Source organism: Paracoccus cavernae (genome assembly GCF_042430175.1).
GTDB lineage: Bacteria > Pseudomonadota > Alphaproteobacteria > Rhodobacterales > Rhodobacteraceae > Paracoccus > Paracoccus cavernae.
Genome location: NZ_JBHMDZ010000001.1, coordinates 679,026 through 696,962, shown reverse-complemented (window position 1 = coordinate 696,962; position 17,937 = coordinate 679,026). Strand labels below are relative to the sequence as shown.

Annotated in this window: 21 protein-coding genes; 9 read left to right on the top strand and 12 right to left on the bottom strand. The window is 64.1% G+C overall.

Going from position 1 to position 17,937, the window contains the following annotated elements; all coding sequences use genetic code 11:
• Genes ACFFUC_RS03430 through ACFFUC_RS03400 form a run of 7 tightly spaced genes read left to right on the top strand, consistent with a single transcriptional unit; the run spans position 1 to position 5,472 of the window.
• Positions 1 to 765, top strand: coding sequence for a thiazole synthase (locus ACFFUC_RS03430; RefSeq protein WP_377683520.1), 765 nt, complete (start codon positions 1 to 3; stop codon positions 763 to 765).
• Positions 762 to 1,388 carry a thiamine phosphate synthase gene (locus ACFFUC_RS03425; protein ID WP_377683518.1) on the top strand — a complete coding sequence of 209 codons (627 nt, stop codon included), beginning with the start codon at positions 762 to 764 and terminating at the stop codon, positions 1,386 to 1,388. The genes ACFFUC_RS03430 and ACFFUC_RS03425 overlap by 4 nt, the downstream gene beginning before the upstream one ends.
• Positions 1,385 to 2,350, top strand: coding sequence for a ThiF family adenylyltransferase (locus tag ACFFUC_RS03420; RefSeq protein ID WP_377683516.1), 966 nt, complete (start codon positions 1,385 to 1,387; stop codon positions 2,348 to 2,350). Before ACFFUC_RS03425 ends, ACFFUC_RS03420 begins: the two co-directional genes overlap by 4 nt.
• Positions 2,347 to 3,309, top strand: a complete 963-nt coding sequence (locus tag ACFFUC_RS03415; protein WP_377683515.1) for an ABC transporter substrate-binding protein — start codon at positions 2,347 to 2,349, stop codon at positions 3,307 to 3,309. The genes ACFFUC_RS03420 and ACFFUC_RS03415 overlap by 4 nt, the downstream gene beginning before the upstream one ends.
• Complete coding sequence (locus ACFFUC_RS03410; RefSeq protein ID WP_377683514.1) at positions 3,306 to 4,028, top strand: TenA family protein; 723 nt, start codon at positions 3,306 to 3,308, stop codon at positions 4,026 to 4,028. The genes ACFFUC_RS03415 and ACFFUC_RS03410 overlap by 4 nt, the downstream gene beginning before the upstream one ends.
• Positions 4,025 to 4,744: an ABC transporter ATP-binding protein gene (locus ACFFUC_RS03405; RefSeq protein WP_377683512.1), complete on the top strand. Its 720-nt coding sequence runs from the start codon at positions 4,025 to 4,027 to the stop codon at positions 4,742 to 4,744. The genes ACFFUC_RS03410 and ACFFUC_RS03405 overlap by 4 nt, the downstream gene beginning before the upstream one ends.
• The gene (locus ACFFUC_RS03400; protein ID WP_377683510.1) at positions 4,741 to 5,472 is read left to right on the top strand and encodes an ABC transporter permease; all 732 of its coding nucleotides are present in this window, start codon (positions 4,741 to 4,743) and stop codon (positions 5,470 to 5,472) included. Before ACFFUC_RS03405 ends, ACFFUC_RS03400 begins: the two co-directional genes overlap by 4 nt.
• Here ACFFUC_RS03400 and mobA read toward each other — a convergent pair.
• From mobA to pedA1, 8 genes are all read right to left on the bottom strand, one after another.
• Positions 5,469 to 6,155: a molybdenum cofactor guanylyltransferase MobA gene (gene mobA, locus ACFFUC_RS03395; RefSeq protein ID WP_377683509.1), complete on the bottom strand. Its 687-nt coding sequence runs from the start codon at positions 6,153 to 6,155 to the stop codon at positions 5,469 to 5,471. The genes ACFFUC_RS03400 and mobA overlap by 4 nt on opposite strands.
• Positions 6,156 to 6,264: 109 nt before the next feature.
• On the bottom strand, positions 6,265 to 6,864 hold the full coding sequence (gene wrbA, locus ACFFUC_RS03390) for an NAD(P)H:quinone oxidoreductase (RefSeq protein WP_377683507.1): 600 nt from the start codon (positions 6,862 to 6,864) through the stop codon (positions 6,265 to 6,267).
• Positions 6,865 to 6,976: 112 nt separating this feature from the next.
• Positions 6,977 to 7,591, bottom strand: a complete 615-nt coding sequence (locus tag ACFFUC_RS03385; RefSeq protein ID WP_377683505.1) for a hypothetical protein — start codon at positions 7,589 to 7,591, stop codon at positions 6,977 to 6,979.
• Entirely contained in the window at positions 7,588 to 8,409 is an 822-nt protein-coding gene (gene pedC / locus ACFFUC_RS03380) for a lanthanide ABC transporter permease protein PedC (protein ID WP_377683503.1), read from the bottom strand. The genes ACFFUC_RS03385 and pedC overlap by 4 nt, the downstream gene beginning before the upstream one ends.
• Positions 8,406 to 9,149 carry a lanthanide ABC transporter ATP-binding protein PedB/LutE gene (gene pedB, locus ACFFUC_RS03375; RefSeq protein WP_377683501.1) on the bottom strand — a complete coding sequence of 248 codons (744 nt, stop codon included), beginning with the start codon at positions 9,147 to 9,149 and terminating at the stop codon, positions 8,406 to 8,408. The genes pedC and pedB overlap by 4 nt, the downstream gene beginning before the upstream one ends.
• Positions 9,150 to 9,317: 168 nt before the next feature.
• Positions 9,318 to 9,842: a cupredoxin domain-containing protein gene (locus ACFFUC_RS03370; RefSeq protein WP_377683620.1), complete on the bottom strand. Its 525-nt coding sequence runs from the start codon at positions 9,840 to 9,842 to the stop codon at positions 9,318 to 9,320.
• Between the two features lie 99 nt (positions 9,843 to 9,941).
• Positions 9,942 to 10,913 (bottom strand): YVTN family beta-propeller repeat protein, encoded by a 972-nt coding sequence (locus ACFFUC_RS03365; RefSeq protein WP_377683499.1) that lies wholly within the window; start codon positions 10,911 to 10,913, stop codon positions 9,942 to 9,944.
• 8 nt (positions 10,914 to 10,921) lie between these two features.
• Complete coding sequence (gene pedA1 / locus ACFFUC_RS03360) at positions 10,922 to 12,151, bottom strand: lanthanide ABC transporter ABC transporter substrate-binding protein PedA1 (RefSeq protein ID WP_377683497.1); 1,230 nt, start codon at positions 12,149 to 12,151, stop codon at positions 10,922 to 10,924.
• 322 nt (positions 12,152 to 12,473) lie between these two features.
• On the opposite strand from pedA1, the gene ACFFUC_RS03355 reads away from it, so the two are divergent.
• On the top strand, positions 12,474 to 13,019 hold the full coding sequence (locus tag ACFFUC_RS03355; protein WP_377683495.1) for an SRPBCC family protein: 546 nt from the start codon (positions 12,474 to 12,476) through the stop codon (positions 13,017 to 13,019).
• Between the two features lie 116 nt (positions 13,020 to 13,135).
• On the top strand, positions 13,136 to 13,975 hold the full coding sequence (locus tag ACFFUC_RS03350; RefSeq protein WP_377683493.1) for a YncE family protein: 840 nt from the start codon (positions 13,136 to 13,138) through the stop codon (positions 13,973 to 13,975).
• A 25-nt stretch (positions 13,976 to 14,000) separates the two neighbouring features.
• Here ACFFUC_RS03350 and ACFFUC_RS03345 read toward each other — a convergent pair whose 3' ends face one another.
• The 4 genes from ACFFUC_RS03345 to ACFFUC_RS03330 all read right to left on the bottom strand — a co-directional run bounded on the left by ACFFUC_RS03345 (position 14,001) and on the right by ACFFUC_RS03330 (position 17,902).
• Positions 14,001 to 14,549 carry a rhodanese-like domain-containing protein gene (locus ACFFUC_RS03345; RefSeq protein ID WP_377683490.1) on the bottom strand — a complete coding sequence of 183 codons (549 nt, stop codon included), beginning with the start codon at positions 14,547 to 14,549 and terminating at the stop codon, positions 14,001 to 14,003.
• Positions 14,546 to 15,400, bottom strand: coding sequence for a substrate-binding domain-containing protein (locus ACFFUC_RS03340; protein ID WP_377683488.1), 855 nt, complete (start codon positions 15,398 to 15,400; stop codon positions 14,546 to 14,548). The genes ACFFUC_RS03345 and ACFFUC_RS03340 overlap by 4 nt, the downstream gene beginning before the upstream one ends.
• Positions 15,400 to 15,972 carry a c-type cytochrome, methanol metabolism-related gene (locus tag ACFFUC_RS03335; RefSeq protein WP_377683486.1) on the bottom strand — a complete coding sequence of 191 codons (573 nt, stop codon included), beginning with the start codon at positions 15,970 to 15,972 and terminating at the stop codon, positions 15,400 to 15,402. Before ACFFUC_RS03335 ends, ACFFUC_RS03340 begins: the two co-directional genes overlap by 1 nt.
• A gap of 118 nt (positions 15,973 to 16,090) precedes the next feature.
• Entirely contained in the window at positions 16,091 to 17,902 is a 1,812-nt protein-coding gene (locus tag ACFFUC_RS03330; RefSeq protein ID WP_377683484.1) for a methanol/ethanol family PQQ-dependent dehydrogenase, read from the bottom strand.
• Between the last annotated feature and the right edge of the window lie 35 nt (positions 17,903 to 17,937).

Genomic DNA, 17,937 nt, shown 5'->3' with positions numbered 1-17,937 from the left:
ATGCCGGTCTTTTACGGCACCGAAGTCGAGAGCCCGCTGATGCTCGGGACCGCGCTTTATCCCTCGCCCGCGATCCTCGCCGAGGCTTTTGCCGCGTCAAAGGCGGGTATCGCCACGGTATCGCTGCGCCGTGAGGGCGGCGAGGGGCAGGCTTTTCACAGCCTGATCCGCGACCTGAACGTCAAGGTCCTGCCCAATACGGCGGGCTGCCACAGCGTCAAGGAAGCCGTAACCACCGCCCATATGGCGCGCGAATTCTTCGACACGCCCTGGATCAAGCTCGAGGTGATCGGCGATCACGACACGCTGCAACCCGATGTCGTGGCCCTGATCGAGGCCGCGCGCATCCTGTCCGAGGACGGCTTTCAGGTCTTTCCCTATTGCACCGAGGATCTGACCGTCTGCGCGCGCCTGCTGGATGCGGGCTGTCAGGTGCTGATGCCTTGGGGCGCGCCGATCGGCTCGGGGCGGGGGCTGAACAACCCCTACGGGCTGCGCAGCCTGCGCGCGCATTTCCCCGATGTGCCGCTGGTCGTCGATGCGGGCATCGGCCTGCCCAGCCATGCCGCGCAAGCGATGGAGCTGGGCTATGACGCGGTTCTTCTGAACACCGCCGTCGCCAAAGCGGGCGATCCCGTCGCAATGGCCCGCGCGATGGCTTTGGCGATCGAGGCCGGACGCCTTGCCCGCCAGGCCGACCCGATCGAGGCACGCGACATGGCCGCCCCTTCGACCCCCCTTTTCGGAAAGGCCGTTCTGGCATGAGCCGCGCGCTGCACACCCTCCCCCGTTTCTACCCGATTTTCGATCATGCCGACTGGCTGGAGCGTGCCTTGCCGCTTGGCGTCAAACTGGTGCAGCTGCGCATCAAGGATGCCGCGCCCAGCGATCTTACCGCCCAGCTTGCCAAAGGCCGCGACCTTTGCGCGGCGCATGGCGCGCAGCTTGTGGTCAATGATTACTGGCAACAGGCGATCGATCTGGGCTGCGATTACATCCACCTCGGCCAAGAGGATCTGGACGAGGCCGATATCGCCGCCATCCGCCGCGCGGGCATCCGCATCGGGATTTCCACCCATGACCGCGCCGAATTGGACCGCGCCTTGGCGCTGGAGCCCGATTACATCGCGCTGGGTCCGGTCTGGCCGACGATCCTCAAGAAGATGAAATGGCACGAGCAGGGGCTGGACCGCGTCTCGGAATGGAAGCGCCTGATCGGCGATATCCCCCTGATCGCGATCGGCGGCATGACGCCCGAACGCGCGGGTCTGGCCTTTGGCGCGGGTGCGGATGTGGTCTCGGCCGTGACCGACATCACCCTGAACCCCGACCCCGAAGGGCGCTTGCGGCTTTGGTTGGACGAAACCGCCGCGAAAGTCCCCGCATGAGCCGCTATGCGCGCCAGATGATCCTGCCCGATGTCGGGGCCGAGGGGCAAAACCGCCTTGGCGCGGCCCATGTGCTGATCGTGGGTGCCGGCGCGCTTGGCGTGCCCGCGCTGCAATATCTGGTCGGTGCGGGCGTCGGGCGCATCACGCTGGTCGACCCCGACCGGATCGAGGAAACCAACCTCCACCGCCAGCCGCTTTACCGCATGTCCGATCTTGGCCAGCCCAAGGCCGAGGTCGCCGCGCAATCTCTGGCGGGGCTGAACCCTTCGGTCACGGTCACGCCCCTGATCGAATGGCTGACCCCCGCCAACGCGGATGCGCTGGTCGCAGAGGCCGATCTGGTGATGGATTGCGCCGACAGCTATGCGGTCAGCTATGTCCTGTCGGATGCCTGTTATGCGGCGGGCAAGCCGCTGATTTCCGCCTCGGCCTTGGGGCTGGAAGGCTATGTCGGCGGCTATTGCGGCGGCGCGCCGTCGCTGCGGGCGGTGTTTCCCTCGCCCTCGGACAATATCGCGACCTGCGCCAGCGCGGGCGTGCTTGGCCCCGTCGTCGGGATGCTCGGCTGCCTTCAGGCGCGCATGGCTTTGGGGGTACTGATCGGCACCGCGCCCTCGCCCCTCGGCCAGTTCATCCGCATGGACGGCGCGATGCGGTTCTCGCAATTTCGCTTTGACCGCGCCCCCGAGGCGACCGGCCCCCGTTTCCTCGCGCGCCGCGATCTGCGCGCCTCCGATCTGGTCATCGACCTGCGCGACGCCGTCGAGGCCCCGCAGAAAGCGACCCCCGATGCCCTGCGCATGCCCGATTACGGGCTGCAGGGTCCCCTGCCCGATCCGGGCACCCGCGCCGTCATCGCCTGCCGCTCCGGCTTGCGGGCATGGCGCGCCGCCCACCACTTGGCCACCCGTTGGACCGGCGACATCGCCCTTTTGGCCCTTCAAGGAGAGACCGAATGAAACGCTTCATCGCAGCCGCTGTTGCTGCCCTGATCGCACAGCCCGCCTTTGCCGAAGACAAGCTGACGCTGATGCTCGACTGGTTCGTGAACCCCGATCACGGCCCGATCATCGTGGCGCAGGAAAAGGGCTTTTTCAAAGACGAGGGCCTCGCGGTCGAGATCATCGCCCCTGCCGACCCTGCCGATCCGCCGAAAATGGTCGCGGCAGGCAAGGCTGATCTGGCGGTCAGCTATCAGCCCCAGCTTCACCTTCAGGTCCACGAGGGCCTGCCCCTGACACGCGTCGGCACGCTGGTCGCGACGCCGCTCAACTGCCTGATGGTGCAGGACGACGGCCCGATCAAGACAGCAGCGGATCTCAAGGGAAAGAAGGTCGGCTATTCGGTTTCGGGCGTGGAATCCGCGCTGGTCACCGCGATTTTGGAAAATGCCGGTCTGACCATCGACGATATCGAGATGATCAACGTCAACTGGTCGCTCACCCCTGCGCTGATGACCGGTCAGGTCGATGCCACCATCGGCGGCTACCGCAATTTCGAACTGACCCAGATGAAGATCGAGGGCGGCGCGGGCCGTTGCCTCTTCGTCGAGGAACAGGGCGTTCCGACCTATGACGAGTTGATCTTCGTCGCCAATCCGGTGACGCTGGAGCGCGATGCCACCGCGCGCTTCCTGCATGCGGTCGAACGCGGCGCGCAATATATCGTCAACCACCCCGAAGAAAGCTGGCAGCTCTTTTCCGCCACCGCGCCCGATCTGACGGACGAGCTGAACACGCAGGCGTGGAAAGACACCGTGCCGCGCTTCTCGCAAAGCCCCGCCGCGCTGGATCAGGGCCGCTATGCCCGCTTCGAGGCCTTCCTGCTCAAGGCCAAGCTTATCGACGAGATCCGTCCCGTCTCCGATTTCGCGATCGACATCGGCGCAGAGCCTTTGGCTGAGGAGAAGAAGCAATGACCGCGAGCGTTTTGGCCATGAATGCGGGCAGCAATCCCGCATCCACCGCACCGGATTACGGCACATGTTTCGCGGCTTGGCGCGCGGATTGCGCCCCCGACTGGCACGATTACACCCATCATGCTTTCGTCAACGGCCTCGCCGACGGTACGCAGCCGCGCGAGGGGTTTCTGAACTATCTCCAGCAGGATTACGTCTTCCTGATCCACTTCGCCCGCGCTTGGGCCTTGGCGGTGGTCAAGGCCGGCACGCTTGACGAAATGCGCGCCTGCTCGGCCACGGTGCATACGCTTCTGGACGGGGAAATGCCGCTTCATGTCGGGATCTGCGAGGCGGCAGGCATCTCGCGCGCCGCGCTCGAGACCACCGCAGAGGCCATCCCCAACCTCGCCTATACGCGCTATGTTCTCGATAGCGGTCTATCGGGGGATTTTCTGGACATGCTTGCGGCTTTGGCACCCTGCGTGCTGGGTTACGGCGAAATCGGCCTGCGTTTGGCCGCAATTGCCGCGCCTGACACGCCCTATCGCGACTGGATCGACACCTATGCGGGCGCGGATTACCAGCAGGCCTGCCGCGATGTCGGCGCGCTTCTGGATCAGGCCGTGGTGCGCCGCCTTGGTCCCGATGCCGCGAAAACCCCGCGCTGGCAGGAACTCTCCCGCCGCTTCGCCACCGCGACGCGGCTTGAGGTCGGCTTTTGGGGCCTCGGCCGGTGACAGCCGACACCGCAAAGATCGTGGCCCGCATCACCGGACGGGCCTCGGTCGCGGGCGCGCCGCTTTTCGGGCCGATCGACCTGCAGCTCGTTTCCGGCGAATGGACCTGCCTGCTCGGCCCCTCGGGGGTGGGCAAGTCGACTGTGCTGCGCCTGATCGCGGGACTGGAGACCGGCGTCACCTTCGACGGATCGGTCACCCGCCGCGCCGAGGTCGCGCTGATGGCGCAGGACCCCGGCCTGATCGGCTGGCTAGATGTGGCGGGCAATGTCACCCTTGGCGCAAGATTGCGCGGCGAGAGCCCCGACCACGCCCGCGCCGCGTCCTTGATCGAGGCCGTCGGCCTGTCGGACCGCGCCGGCCACCATCCCGACCGGCTGTCGGGCGGGCAGCGCCAGCGCGTGGCCCTTGCCCGCACCCTTTACGAGGAGCGCCCGCTGGTCCTGCTGGACGAGCCCTTCTCGGCGCTTGATGCCCGCAACCGCGCGGGAATGCAGGATCTTTCGGCCAAGCTTTTGGCGGGACGCACGACGCTTCTGGTCACCCATGACCCCGCCGAGGCCGCCCGTCTGGGCGACCGCATCCTGCTGTTGACCGAGACCGGCATCGAAGAGCAACCCGCCCCCGGCCCGAGACCCGCCGGCCGCGCCCGCCCCTTCGATGCGCCCGAAGTGCTGCAGGCCGAGGCCGCCCTTTTGCGCAGGATGCTGCAATGAGAACCGTTCTTCCCGTCCTTCTGGTCGCGCTGGCGCTTTGGCAGGGCATCATTCTGCTCGCGGGGCTACCGCATTTCCTGCTGCCCTCCCCTGTGGCCGTGGCGCAATCCTTCTGGCTCAACCGCGCCGAGATCGCGGTCGCGAGCGCCTATACCGCGGCCGAGGTCGTGCTTGGTTTCCTGATCGGGGCGGGACTGGGGGCGAGCCTTGCGGTCGTCATGGCATCCAGCGCGCGCATCAGCCGCGTGATCCATCCGCTTCTGACCTTCAGCCAGACCATTCCGGTCTTCGCCCTCGCGCCGATCCTGACGCTTTGGCTGGGCTATGGCATGTCGCCCAAGATCGCGATGACGGTGCTGATCGTCTTCTTTCCGGTCGCGAGCGCCTTTCTCGACGGGCTTTTGCGCACGCCCGCCGCCGCGCTGGATCTGGCGCAGGTCATGGGGGCATCGCCCGCGCGCCGTATGCGGCATCTGCGCATTCCGGCGGCGCTGCCCCAGCTTGCGACGGGGCTGAGGCTGGCCGCGGTCTATGCCCCGATCGGGGCGGTAATCGGCGAATGGGTCGGGGGCGCGAAGGGACTGGGCGCGATGATGATCCATGCCAACGGCCGAATGAAGACCGATCAGGTCTTTGCCGCGCTGCTGGTCCTGTCGCTGATGACGGTCCTTTTCTCGCAGCTCGTGGCCTTCCTGCTGCGGCGCGGACTTCGCCGCTACGGCGTCTAGAAGCCGCGCAAACTGCCCGCCAAGGTACGGGTCAGGGGCTCGGCCTCGGACAGATCAAGGGGCGTGTTCATATTGGCGAACGGATCAATCTGCTTGCTGTCGAAAATCGCCCGCCCCGGATCATAGGCGGCGGCAAACATCCCCGGCCGCAGCAAGCCGCTTTCCAGCGCCTCGGCCAGATCGCCCCTGAGCGCGACCGGCCAGAGCCCGCAGGTCGGGTGATCCTGCATCCGGCCGGTGACCAGATCGGGGCTGGCCGCCAAAGCGATCCCGTGCCGCCCCGCCGCCTCGCGCAGACGGTGAACCAGATCAAGGGGCAGAAACGGCGTATCGACCGAAACGCTGACGACATGGCTGGCCCCCAGCGATGTGGCCCATTCCATCCCCGCCAGAATCCCCGCCAAAGGGCCGGGAAAACCCGCAACCGTATCGGCCACCACCGGCAGGCCGTATTCCGCAAAAGTCTCGGGGTCGGTATTGGCATTGATCGCGATGGGCGCGCATTGGTCTTGCAGGCGGGCGATGACGCGGGTCAAAAGCGTCTCTCCGCCCAGCATGCGGAGCGCCTTGTTGCCGCCGCCCATACGGGTTGCGCGGCCTCCGGCCAGAATGATCGCGGGCGTGGATGCGGATGGTCTTCGGGTTCGGCGGGACGACAGGACAGCCTCCGTAAGCGGTTTCATCCCGCCAACTCTGGCCCTGCCCCCGCCGAAAAGCCAGCACCAAGACGGCAAAAGGCGCCGGATCGCTCCGACGCCTTCACCAATGCTTAATGCGCAAGCTGCGTTGCGGTCAGGCCGAAAGCTTCGCGGCCGTGTTCGCGGCGCGGCGGCCGAGATAGCGCGCGCCGTCCAGCTCCTCGGTCGAGGGCTGACGCGAGCCGTCGCCATTGGCGATGGTCGTCGCACCGTAAGGCGAGCCGCCGACGATCTTGCTGTTGTCCATCTGGGCCTGGAAACCATAGTCCAGACCAACGATGGTCATGCCGAAATGCAGCATGTTGGTGATCAGCGAGAACAGCGTGGTTTCCTGACCGCCGTGCTGGGTCGCGGTCGCGGTGAATGCCGCGCCGACTTTGCCGTTCAGCGCGCCGCGTGCCCAGAGGCCGCCGGCTTGATCAAGGAAGTTCGCCATCTGGCTGCTGATACGACCGAAGCGCGTACCGGTGCCGATGATGATCGCGTCATAGCCTTCCAGCTCGGCGACGGTCGCAACCGGCGCTTTCTGGTCCATCTTGAAATAGGAGTTGCGGGCGACTTCTTCCGGCACCAGCTCGGGCACGCGCTTGATGTCGACGGTCGCGCCGGTTTCGCGCGCGCCTTCGGCGACGGCTTCGGCCATCTGTTCGATATGGCCATATGCGGAATAGTAAAGAACCAGAACCTTGGTCATCTCAAGCCTTCCTCGAAGAGCTTCGTTGAATTCACAGGACATGGATATATACAATAAACCGGAATGGCGTTAGTCACTGCCAGACAATCACAGCGTTCGAAAATTCCGAACGTTAGTTCTTGAGCTGTCCTGCAATTGCGCGACCCAAGGCAAAGGCCCTTTGCTCGAGGATGACAGGCATTTCACAGACATAGGTCAGCGATTGCTGGCGGTCGGTGAAGATGCGGCTATCCCAGTCCAGCGCTTTTTCCTCGGCATCGATCGCGTCGAAATCGGGGCTCGCGGCGGCCTCCATCCCGGCCATTTTCGCGCGGCGGGCCTCGATCTGCGCGGCGAGGTCGACCTGTTTGTGACCGTAACGCCCGATCCCGCCCATCAACGCCTGACGGCGCCCGTCAATGCCGTGGGTGACCGCGACCATCAGCGCGGTCAGCGTCTCGTTGTCGGCAGTCTTGCCGAATTCGGCGATCTCTGCCTCGGCATCGGCCATAGGCAGGCGGCGCTGTTCGAGACGCTCGGCGAAGGCCTTGATCGGGGGCGAGGCCGCAAGCGCCGTCACCGCCTCGTCGGGGACCGGCCCCGTCCAGATCTGGCCCAAAGACAGATTGGGCTGTTTGCGCTGGATGCAGGGCCAATCGGGATCGACACCCGCCGCCGCATGTGCCGCGCCGACCGATGCAGCAGCCAGAACCGCAGCCATGGCGACGCTTTTGAGAAATGCGTTCATACTCCCCCCTTTCGCCGCGCCCAAAGCCCTTTGGACGGGTCGTACATCCAGACCGCGCCGAGAAAGAAGACGGCGAGGCAGCCCAGCACCACTGCAAGGGACAGGAAATTCACCTGTCCGTAAAGCCCGAAGCGGATCAGCTCCACCGCATGGCTGAAGGGGTTGAAGGCGCAGATCTGGTACAAGAGCACCGAACTTTCGCGCATCCTCCACAGCGGATAAAGCGCCGTCGAGGCGAAAAACATCGGGAAAATCACGAAGTTCATCACGCCAGCGAAGTTCTCGAGCTGCCGGATTCCCGCGGATAGAAACAGCCCCATCGCCCCCAGCATCAGCCCCGACAAAAAGAGCGCGGGCAGCACTGTGACATAGCCGTAAAGCGGCGGCTTGATCCCCCAGAAATACGCAATCGCTAGGAAGGCATAGACCTGCAGGATCGAGACGAAGACCCCCGCCACCAACTTGGAGGCCAGCAGGAACCAGCGCGGATAGGGGCTGACCAGCAGGTTGCGCATCGCCCCCGTCTCGCGGTCGTAGACCATAGAGAGCGAGCTTTGCATGCCGTTGAACAGCTGGATCATTCCGCAAAGGCCGGGCGTGACATAGACCTCGTAGAGCACATAGGTTTGATAGGGCGGCGTGATCGAGAGGCCCAGAACCGCGCGGAAACCTGCAGCAAAGATGAAGAGCCAGACCAGAGGCCGCACCAGAGCCGCCAGAAAGCGGCCGCGCTGGTTGACGAAGCGCAGGGTCTCGCGGTGGGCGATGCCAAGAAAGACGGTCAGCCAGCTGCGGGGCGGAAAACTGCGGGCGCTCATGGCGTGACCCCTCCGGATTGGCCGGTCAATTCGATGAAGGCGCGGGCCATATCGCGCCCGTCCGTTGCCAGATCCGAGGCTATGCCCTGCATCAAAACCTCGCCCTTGTGCAGGATGACCAGCCCGTCGGCGGGCTCGATCTCGTCCATGATATGCGTGGCCCACAGCGCCGAGACGTTTTCCTGAGCGATCAGGCGGCGGGTCAGCGCCAGCACCTCGGCGCGCGATTTGACATCAAGCCCCACCGTCGCCTCGTCCAGAAGCAACAGCTCGGGGCTGTGGATCAGGGCGCGCGCGATCTCGGCGCGGCGGCTTTGCCCGCCCGACAGCGCCGAAACGCGGCTGTCGCGGCGATCGGACAGATCGACCAGCGCCAGCACATGGGCGATGCGTTCGCGGGCGGCACGCCGTCCGATCCCGTGCAGGCTCGCGTGATAGTCGAGGTTCTGGCGCACGGTCAGATCGGTATCCATCGCGCGGGACTGGAACACGACGCCGAGCCGCGCCAAGGCCTGCGCGGGATCGCGGCGCACATCATGGCCCGCGACGCGGATCTCGCCGGAACTGTTGGTGTAAAGTCGCGTGACCAGCGAAAAGAGCGTGGTCTTTCCCGCCCCGTTCACCCCCAAAAGCGCGGTGAAACTGCCGCGCGGCACGGTCAGCGAGACATTGTCGAGCGCCCGCACCTTCCCGAAGCTATGGCTGACATTCTCGATGGAAAGCGCGTTGGGGTCTGTCATGCCGGATCAGTCGTTTCATGGAGATGGGCCATTCGGAACAAGGCCTTATGGAAGCAGTCGAAGGCGCCGGATCGCTCGGCGCCTTGCGGTCTGTCATGGCCGCTCCCCCCAGACTGGCGGGGGGCGGAAAAGACCGCAAGCGATCTTTTCCAAATCGGGACCAAGGCCTTAGCGGATGTTGAAAACCGCCTTCTGGCTGTCGCCCGACGATCCGGGGATCGAGAGCGAGTAGCTGCCCGGAACCACGGCGATGAAGCTCATCTCGGCTTCGCCCGCATCGTCGAATTCGATCGAATGGACGCCCATCGGACGGATCTCGATATCATTGATGACGACCTCGTTGACCCAGACCGCGCGGAAGAAATCGCCGCCCGAAAGCGCAAGCTCCTGCGAGCCGTCCGAAATCATCTTGATGCGGTAGTAGCCGCCCGATTTCAGGTCATAGGCCGCCTCGGCGACCGGCTTGCCCGACGCCAGCGTCAGGGGTGCGAGATCCTCGCGGTTCGAACGCGTCATGATCCCCGACGGACCGAAATCGTGATGCTCGACCTGCGTGGTGGCCGGAGCGGCGGCGGCGGCCTCTTCTTCCTCGTCGTCATCGTCCTCTTCTTCGGCGGCAGCGGCCGGATCGGCAGCCTCGGCAGCGGCGGCGGGCTTTGGCGCGGGGGCGGCTTCCTGAGCGGCGGCCGGCATCGCAAGGCCCGCAACCAGCATCAGATAGGTCAGCAGTTTCGTCATGTCTTTCCTCCGGATTTTATCGTTTGTTCTGGTTTGCTCTTGGTGGGGGCGCGCTTAATTCGGCGCGACGACCACGCCCCAGGGCTGTTGGCCGACCTGGATCGATTTCACGACCTCCTCCTTATCGACATCGATCACCGAGACGTCGTTGGAGTTGCCGTTGGTGGTGTAAAGGAACTTGCCGTCCGGCGTGAACGCCATCTGCCAGACCCGCTGGCCGACCAGCAGATAGGTTTTGACCTCGAGCGTCTCGCCGTCGATCACCGCCACGCGGTTTGCCGGCCCCAAAGCCACGAAGATCTTTTTGCCGTCCGGCGAGACGCGCACGCCGACGGGCTGGATCGCTTCCGGCAGAACGCCGGGGATCTCGAAGGTGATCTTCTTGGTGATCTCCTGCGTCGCGGGATCAATCACGCTGATCGTGCCGCCGATTTCGGCCGAGACCAGCAGATGCTTGCCGTCGGGGGTGAATTCGGCAAAGCGCGGACGGCTGTCGACCAGCACGTTGGCCGTGATCTCGAAGGTCTGGGAATCGATGAAATGCGCCATATTCGTCGTTTCGGACGTGTTGATCACGACCTTGCCGTCGGGGCTGACGCCCATGCCCTCGGGCTCGACCCCCACGGGGATCTCGGCCAGAACCTTATGCGTCTTCACATCGACCACGGTGACGAGATTGTCGTCCTCGTTGGCGATGTAGAGCGGGTTGCCCGAGGGATGCAGAACGAAAAGCTCTGGATCGGGACCCGAGGGCAGCGTATGCATTTCCTCCATCGTCTCGGGATTGAAGACCCGAACGAGATCGTCATCCGAGGCGCAGACATACAATTCCTTGCCGTCGGGGCTGATGGTGATGCCGCGCGGACGCGAGCCGACCGGATAATGGCCGATAACCTCCAGCGTCGTGCTGTCGATCACGGTGACATCATTGCCCTTTTCGTTCGAAACGAAGACCCGATTGGCGAGGGTCGGGGTCGCGGCCAGACAAAGCAGAAGCGCGACCGAGCTTTTCAAGGCGAGTTTCATGGATCCTCTCAGAATTTACAGGCTGTTTCCGGTCGGTCGATACCGAGCGTATCAAGCGCCGAGCTTTGATGGAGATATTGGTCCTGCGGGCTGACCGAGGTGACGAGAACGCCGGTGGTCAGCATGATCGGCTGGCGGACCTGATGGTCCCAATCGCGCAGGGTCAGCTTTTGCCCCTTGAAGCCCGCGATCTCGAAACGGTCGGAAAGCATGAACTCTTGCAACGCGACCGGATCGGCGGTCTGCGCACGGGTCGCCGCTTCGCCGATCATGCGCAAAGCGAGCCAGCTCTGGTAATCCTCCTCTCGCATCGGCCGGTTGGCGAGCTTTTCGAAACGGTTCTGGAACTGCACCCCGCCCCAAGCCTCAGAGGCCGCATGCCAGCTGCGCGGCACCAGCCCCGCAGAGCCGGCGACAAGCCGCGCGTCCCAGGTGTGATAGGGCAGATAGGCCGCGAAAATTCCGGCCTCGTCGGCGGCGATCATCATGTCGTAGGCCGGCGCGCTTTGCGTGAAGACCGGCATCTGCTGCTGGACCTGAACATGGCCGCTGTCGGTGCTGCGCGCGCCGCCGGTGTCCTCGTAGGTGCGCTCCTCGACGATCTTCGCGCCGAATTTGGTCGCGGCACGGCGATAGGCTGCGGCGAGATCCTCGTCCTCGGGATGGCTGCCTTTGATCAGCAGCCAGTTGGTCCATTTCTTCCACATGAGGAACTGCGCGAGACCATCGGCAAGCATGGCATGGCTCGGCGCGACATGGATCGTATTGGCGCGGCAATCGGCCCCGCGCAGATTGTCGCCGCGCGCCTTGGCGTTCAGGATCAGGGCGCGGTCGCCCGCTTGATCGGCCAGCGCGAGCGTGATCGCATCATCGGCCAGAACCACGACAAAGCGGATGCCCTGCGCGAGGATCTTGTCCAGCTCGGCGCTCGCTGTTTCCGGCGTAGCCGCCACTTCGAGCGCACTGAAATCCTGACCCATGAAGCGGCCGGTGGTGTCGTTGTCGTCGATCGCGAGCTTGGCACCGGCAAAGGCGAGATCCGCGGGCGGCAGATCGAGCCGCGAAATCGGCGGCAGGCCCGCGCGGTCGACGCGCAGCACCGCAGCCTCGATCAGCGCGACCTCTTTTGCGGCCGCCGCAGCACCCGCAGCCGGCGCGGCCTGCTGGGCCGATGCAATGCCCGATCCCGTTGTTCCCATTGCCAAAGCGGCAAGAAATAAAGCTACTCCTGATTTCATTTTGTCCTCCCCCCGCAGGTATCATGGCGGGCGAATCGCCTTGCGCATAGACCGCAATAACCCCCGAACGCCTCGGGGCGATTTCCCTAAGCCTTTCGTTTGGTGAGATGAAAGTATGATGGACGCGTCCGCGCGCGCGCCGCATGTTTCGCCCATGTTCATGGTCCGACCGAGTATTCGCGATTCGAAAGCGCCCAACGGGCGCGACCGTGGAACACCATCCTTGTGCTTTCGGACCAATTCCCCCGCAGAGGCGGGCGGTTTTGCCGTTCCGATCGATGGATCACCATCCATTCATCACCCATTCGGGAGGAGTAACTGAATGCGCCTGTTTGCCTTCACGGTCCTTGGGGCCGCAGCCATAGCGTCGAGCGCGCTGGCTCACGGCCCCGTAAGGCTCAAACTCGAGCTGGAAACCCAGCTGAACGCGACGCCGGACGAGGTCTGGGCCGCGATCGGCAAATTCGAGGACATGAGCTGGCATCCCGCCGTCGCCAGCACCGAAATCACCGGAGACGGTTCGGTCGACCAGCCCGAGAAATCCCAGCGTGTGCTGCATCTCAAGGCCGAGGGCGACCCCACCATCACCGAGATCCTGTCGAAGTGGCAGCCCGAGAAACGCTGCTACGCCTATCGCATCGAACAGGTCGAACTGACGGTTCTGCCGGTCACGAATTACGGCTCGACGCTCTGCGTGCAGGACGATGGGGGCAAGGCGAAGGTCGTCTGGAAGGGCGGCTTTTACCGCGGCGATCCGAACGGCCAGCCGCCAGAGAACCTCAATGACGACGCGGCAATCGCGGGCGTGACGGCGATCTATCAGGCCGGTCTCGATGCGCTGACCGAGAAGTTCGGCGCCGCGCAATGATGCGTGCTGCGCTTGTCTGCGCAGCGATCGGGCTGTTCCCGGCCTTGGTCGGGGACGCCTTGGCCGAGAGCAACTCACCACAAGATCTGGCGTTTATTACATCACAGAGCGCAGATATGGTGTCGGTGATCGACCTTCAAAGCGGCGAAACGCTCGCCCTCACGCCGGTTGCCGGCGGCCCTGCTCCCGTCGCCTATGATCCGCAAGCAGGGCGCGCCTATGTCATCTCGGCCAAGGACGGGCGGCTCAGCGCGCTTGACGGGACCGGCAAGATTTTGTGGGTGCGCGATCTTGGCGAGGGTGCCTTCGGCCTTGCCGCCGCGCCGCATGGCGGGCTGTTCGTAACGGATTGGTATGGCGCGCATCTGACGCGGCTTGATGGCGATCAGAATGTGCTATGGCGCGTCGAGACCGGCCGCGCCCCTGCCGGTGTCGCCTTCAGCGACGATGCCGGATTGGTCGCCACCGCCGACCGCGATGCCGATCAGGTCTCGATTTTCGCGGCCGATACGGGCCATCTGCGACACAAAGTCGCAACCGGAAGCCATCCCTACGCGGTTCTCTTTCACGACGGAAAGCTCTGGACGACCAATGTCCAATCCGACGATGTCACGGTGATCGATCCTGTCGCGGGCGAAACCATCGGGCGGATCGAGACCGGCAGCCACCCTTACGGCATCGCTTTTGCCGGCGGACGCGGCTTTGTTACCAATCAATATGCCGGAACCGTCACGGTCTTCGAGGTCGACGGGCTCAAGCCGCTGGCGACGCTGGAGACCGGCGATTATCCCGAGGGCATTGCCGCCTTGCCCGACGGCACAGGGGTAGCCGTGGTGCATTGGGAATCGAACAACCTGATCTTTATCGACGCGGCAAGTTTGGAGATGTCCGAAGAGATCCCGCTGCCCGACGGCCCGCGCGCTTTCGGAAGTTTCACGGGTCGAAGGGTGCCGTGACAACGGGTTTTCGCATAGCTCGGCCCTAGGGCTTCGTGCCTGCGGCCCGCGGCCGATAGATCGCGGCGGGGACGAGCATGCCGCCCGTTCCCTCCCACCCTTCTGTGCCTTCGGGAAACCACAGCACCTGTTTGTAACCCAAAGCCACGGCGCGTTTGGCGGCGTTCCAGCTCATCCAGCAATCGGCACGGCAGAAGATCACCAAAGGCGCATCGAAATCCCCGCCGGACGCCTCGGCGAGACCGAGTTCCAGACGGCTTTGCTCCGATGCCTTCAGCCTTTCGTAACCAGTATCGTAAAGCCAAAGCGCATCCGGAATGGTCAGATGCGGCTCGGCGCGCCAAACCGTGTGCTCGGGCAGGTTCTGTGGCTTTTTCTGGCGCGGATAGACATCGATGAAAGCCGCCCCATCGGCGTGAAGGCGTTGCGCCTCGTTGGCGTCGATCGTCCTTGCTCCGGTCAGGGCGGCGGGGAGCTCGGCTTGATAGGGCGGGCCGCGAAACCCCTCGGGCTGAGGGGTTTCGGCGAAAGCCGCCGCTCCGGATAGACACAGAACGGCGACCAGATGCTTCATTCTTTCAACGCCTTACCGTAGTCGTCGACCAAGGGAACGCCTGCCTCGAACAGGATGGCGTCGATCTCGGCCTGATTGCGCCGGATCAGACTGTTGAGCTCGCGCTTCCATTCCTGCTCTTCGGCGCGCACTCCCATCGTGATGCGGAAGAAGAGACGCGGGCTTTCGGTTTCCTTCAGCAGCGGCACGAATTGCAGCTCGGGATCCTGTTTGACCAGCGGACCGGCCAAGGGCCCCCATGCGACGGCTGCCGCGAGCTGTCCGGACTTCACCTGCTCGAGCATGTCGCCGATCGGATCGCGGACACGGCGGTCGACGAAGAGGTCGAACCCGTGCATGTCCTTGGCCAGACCCGCGCGCGCCAGATGCGTCGCCGGAGGCGTTCCCGCCACCACACCGATCTGCTGGCCCTTGAGCGCGGGATCGGTCAGCTGCTCGACCGACGCCAGCGGGCTGTCCTTGCGCGTCACGATTCCATAAACCGAAGTGTAGTAATGGTTGGTGTTCTGGACCAATTCGTCGCCCTGGGCATAGCCGATCACGACGTCACAGACACCTGCGCGCAGCGTCTTGGTGATGAAGCCCATCCCCTGCGGAAACCAGGTGTAGCTGACCGGAACCTCGAGTTTGGCGGCGAAAAGCTCGGCCAGCTTGTTTTCGAACCCGCTGCCGTCATCCGAGGACATCGGCGAGGCGGCCGGATCGGCGCAGACCCTGAACTCGGTATGCGAGCGCAGATCGGCGACCTGCGCCACGGCAGCGGGCGCGAGCACCAGCGACGTGGCACAGGCCAGCACAAGGCCTGTCAGGGCGGCACCGAGCCGCCCCCGTGCCGGATGCGCCAAGCGCATCACCCGTTCATGCAGGAATCTTCCTGCGCGGTGAATTCGTCGGATTTATCGGCGCGCTTTGCCGGACGACCACGCGGAACGGCATCGGTGCCGCGCGCGAGCAGATAGACGTAAATGTCGTCGACATAGCACCAGGCGTTCTTGTTGGTGCCGAAGGCCGGCATCACGAGAGAGCCCTCTTGCTTACCCGAAGCGATGATTTCCTGATATTGGTAGTAGTCGAGCTTGAGCACCGAATTCTTCAGCGCCGGCGCATAGGTCGAACCCTCGCCGTCGGGGCCGTGGCAGACGTGGCACTCGGCCGAATAGCGGCGATAACCCGAGAAGGTCGCGTAATCGACCGTACCGTCGGCCTCGATCTTGTAGGTCGGGATGTCGTCCTCGGTGTACCAGCGCCCGTTCTCCATCTTGGCCGGAGCAATGTCGCGCCCGTCCGGCAGCGTGGCCGCACCGGCGGCTGCTCCCGCCTCGGCCGGAGCCGCTGTCGCTTCGGCCGCCTGATCCTGCGCCGAGGCTGCAGTTGCCAGCGCCAGTCCCAATGCCAGCATTCCTGCAGTCACCGTCGATTTCATTGTTTCCCCTCCCTTTAGTCACTATAAGACCGCCCCAAGGTTAGGCTTGGGGCGGCCCGAGAACAGTTCACGATTCAGATTTCGGAACTAAAGTATGATGTCTTTTTCCCCGAAGGACTTAGCCGGGGGTACCCGGAAGCTCGAACACCGTCAGCTGGCCGCCAAGCTCGGTATAATCGGACAGCGCCGCATAACCGCCGACCGCGCCCAAACCTTCGTTCGGGTTGGTCAGACCAGCCGCAAGGCCGATCCCTGCCCAGCCGCCGATACCCGACAGAATGCCGATGTACTGCTTGCCGCCGTGCTCGTAGGTCATGACGTTGCCGATGATGCCCGAAGCGGTTTTGAACTTGTAAAGCTCTTTGCCCGTCTCGGCGTCGACCGCCTTCAGATAACCTTCCAGCGTGCCGTAGAAGACGATGTCGCCTGCGGTTGCCAGAGCACCCGACCACACCGAGAACTGCTCGGGCAGCGACCATTTGATCTCGCCCTTGACGTTGTCCCAAGCGATGAAGTTACCCATGCCGCCATGGCTGTTGGGGGCCGGGAACATCGAGAGCGTCGCACCGACATAGGGCTGACCGGCGGTATAGGCCACGCGGAAGGGCTCGTAGTCCATGCAGACGTGGTTGGTCGGCACATAGAAGGTGTTGGTCTTGGGCGAGAAGGCCGCCGGCTGCTGGTCTTTCGAGCCGAGAGCCGCCGGACAGACGCCGGTGGTGTTCTCGTCTTCGCCGTTCTGCGCGGTCGAGTATTCGGCCACGACCTGCGGACGGCCGTATTGGTCGGACGCGGGGTCCATATTGACCTCGGTCGCCCAGTTGACGGCCGGATCGAACTTCTTCGCGACCAGCAATTCGCCGCTTTCGCGGTCCATCGTATAGCCGAAACCGTTCCGGTCGAAGTGGGTCAGCAGCTTGCGGTCGGTGCCGTCGATCTGCTGGTTGGTCAGGATCATCTCGTTGACGCCGTCAAAGTCCCATTCGTCATGGGGCGTCATCTGGTAGAACCACTTGGCCATGCCGGTATCGACATCGCGGGCCATGATGGTCATCGACCATTTGTTGTCGCCCGGACGCTGCGACGGGTTCCACGTCGACGGGTTGCCGGTGCCGTAATACATCAGGTTCAGGTCCGGATCATACGAGAACCAGCCCCAGGTGGTGCCGCCGCCGATCTTCCACTGGTCGCCTTCCCAGCTGTTGAGCGAGCTGTCGGCGCCGATCGGCTTGCCCAGATGGGTGGTCTTTTCCGGATCGACGAGCATTTCCGCGTCGGGGCCGGTCGAATAGGCCTTCCACGCTTCCGAGCCGTCTTTGAGGTTATAGGCGGTCACGCGGCCGCGGACGCCGTATTCACCGCCCGAGACGCCGACGATGACCTTGTCCTTGACCGGAAGAACGGTCGCGGTGTTGGTCTCGCCGATGGCCGGATCGCCGGTCTTGATCGACCATTTCACTTCGCCGGTTTTCGCATCGAGCGCGGTCAGCGTGGTGTCGGCTTGGTGGGTCAGGATCATGCCGTCGGCATAGGACAGGCCGCGGTAAACGGTGTCACAGCACATCACGGCAATGACGTTCGGGTCCTGCTGCGGCTCGTAGCGCCACAGGATCTTGCCGTCGTTGTTCAGGTCGAGCGCGATGATGTTGTTGGGGAACGGCGTATGGACATACATGATGTCGCCGATCACCAGCGGCGAGCCCTCGTGACCGCGCAGCACGCCGGTAGAGAAGGTCCAGGCGACGCGCAGGTCCTGCACGTTGTCCTTGTTGATCTGGTCCAGCGTCGAATAGCGGGTGTTCGCATAATCGCCGGTCTGGATAGCCCATTGTTCCGGCTTGGCGATTTCCGCCATCACGCTGTCGTTCGCGAATGCTGCGGTCCCAGACATCAGCAGGGCGACGGATGCGCCTTTGAGTAGTGTTTTCATGACTTCCTCCCTCAGTCTGACAGCGCGGCATCACA

Coding starts and splice junctions, on each gene's coding strand:
- pedA1 (WP_377683497.1), bottom strand. CDS start 12,151: ATGAAATCAGGAGTAGCTTTATTTCTTGCCGCTTTGGCAATGGGAACA.
- ACFFUC_RS03385 (WP_377683505.1), bottom strand. CDS start 7,591: ATGAACGCATTTCTCAAAAGCGTCGCCATGGCTGCGGTTCTGGCTGCT.
- ACFFUC_RS03340 (WP_377683488.1), bottom strand. CDS start 15,400: ATGCGCTTGGCGCATCCGGCACGGGGGCGGCTCGGTGCCGCCCTGACA.
- ACFFUC_RS03420 (WP_377683516.1), top strand. CDS start 1,385: ATGAGCCGCTATGCGCGCCAGATGATCCTGCCCGATGTCGGGGCCGAG.
- ACFFUC_RS03330 (WP_377683484.1), bottom strand. CDS start 17,902: ATGAAAACACTACTCAAAGGCGCATCCGTCGCCCTGCTGATGTCTGGG.
- ACFFUC_RS03355 (WP_377683495.1), top strand. CDS start 12,474: ATGCGCCTGTTTGCCTTCACGGTCCTTGGGGCCGCAGCCATAGCGTCG.
- pedC (WP_377683503.1), bottom strand. CDS start 8,409: ATGAGCGCCCGCAGTTTTCCGCCCCGCAGCTGGCTGACCGTCTTTCTT.
- ACFFUC_RS03410 (WP_377683514.1), top strand. CDS start 3,306: ATGACCGCGAGCGTTTTGGCCATGAATGCGGGCAGCAATCCCGCATCC.
- ACFFUC_RS03430 (WP_377683520.1), top strand. CDS start 1: ATGCCGGTCTTTTACGGCACCGAAGTCGAGAGCCCGCTGATGCTCGGG.
- pedB (WP_377683501.1), bottom strand. CDS start 9,149: ATGACAGACCCCAACGCGCTTTCCATCGAGAATGTCAGCCATAGCTTC.
- ACFFUC_RS03365 (WP_377683499.1), bottom strand. CDS start 10,913: ATGAAACTCGCCTTGAAAAGCTCGGTCGCGCTTCTGCTTTGTCTGGCC.
- ACFFUC_RS03350 (WP_377683493.1), top strand. CDS start 13,136: ATGGTGTCGGTGATCGACCTTCAAAGCGGCGAAACGCTCGCCCTCACG.
- ACFFUC_RS03415 (WP_377683515.1), top strand. CDS start 2,347: ATGAAACGCTTCATCGCAGCCGCTGTTGCTGCCCTGATCGCACAGCCC.
- ACFFUC_RS03335 (WP_377683486.1), bottom strand. CDS start 15,972: ATGAAATCGACGGTGACTGCAGGAATGCTGGCATTGGGACTGGCGCTG.
- ACFFUC_RS03425 (WP_377683518.1), top strand. CDS start 762: ATGAGCCGCGCGCTGCACACCCTCCCCCGTTTCTACCCGATTTTCGAT.
- ACFFUC_RS03345 (WP_377683490.1), bottom strand. CDS start 14,549: ATGAAGCATCTGGTCGCCGTTCTGTGTCTATCCGGAGCGGCGGCTTTC.
- wrbA (WP_377683507.1), bottom strand. CDS start 6,864: ATGACCAAGGTTCTGGTTCTTTACTATTCCGCATATGGCCATATCGAA.
- mobA (WP_377683509.1), bottom strand. CDS start 6,155: ATGAAACCGCTTACGGAGGCTGTCCTGTCGTCCCGCCGAACCCGAAGA.
- ACFFUC_RS03370 (WP_377683620.1), bottom strand. CDS start 9,842: ATGCCGGCCGCCGCTCAGGAAGCCGCCCCCGCGCCAAAGCCCGCCGCC.
- ACFFUC_RS03400 (WP_377683510.1), top strand. CDS start 4,741: ATGAGAACCGTTCTTCCCGTCCTTCTGGTCGCGCTGGCGCTTTGGCAG.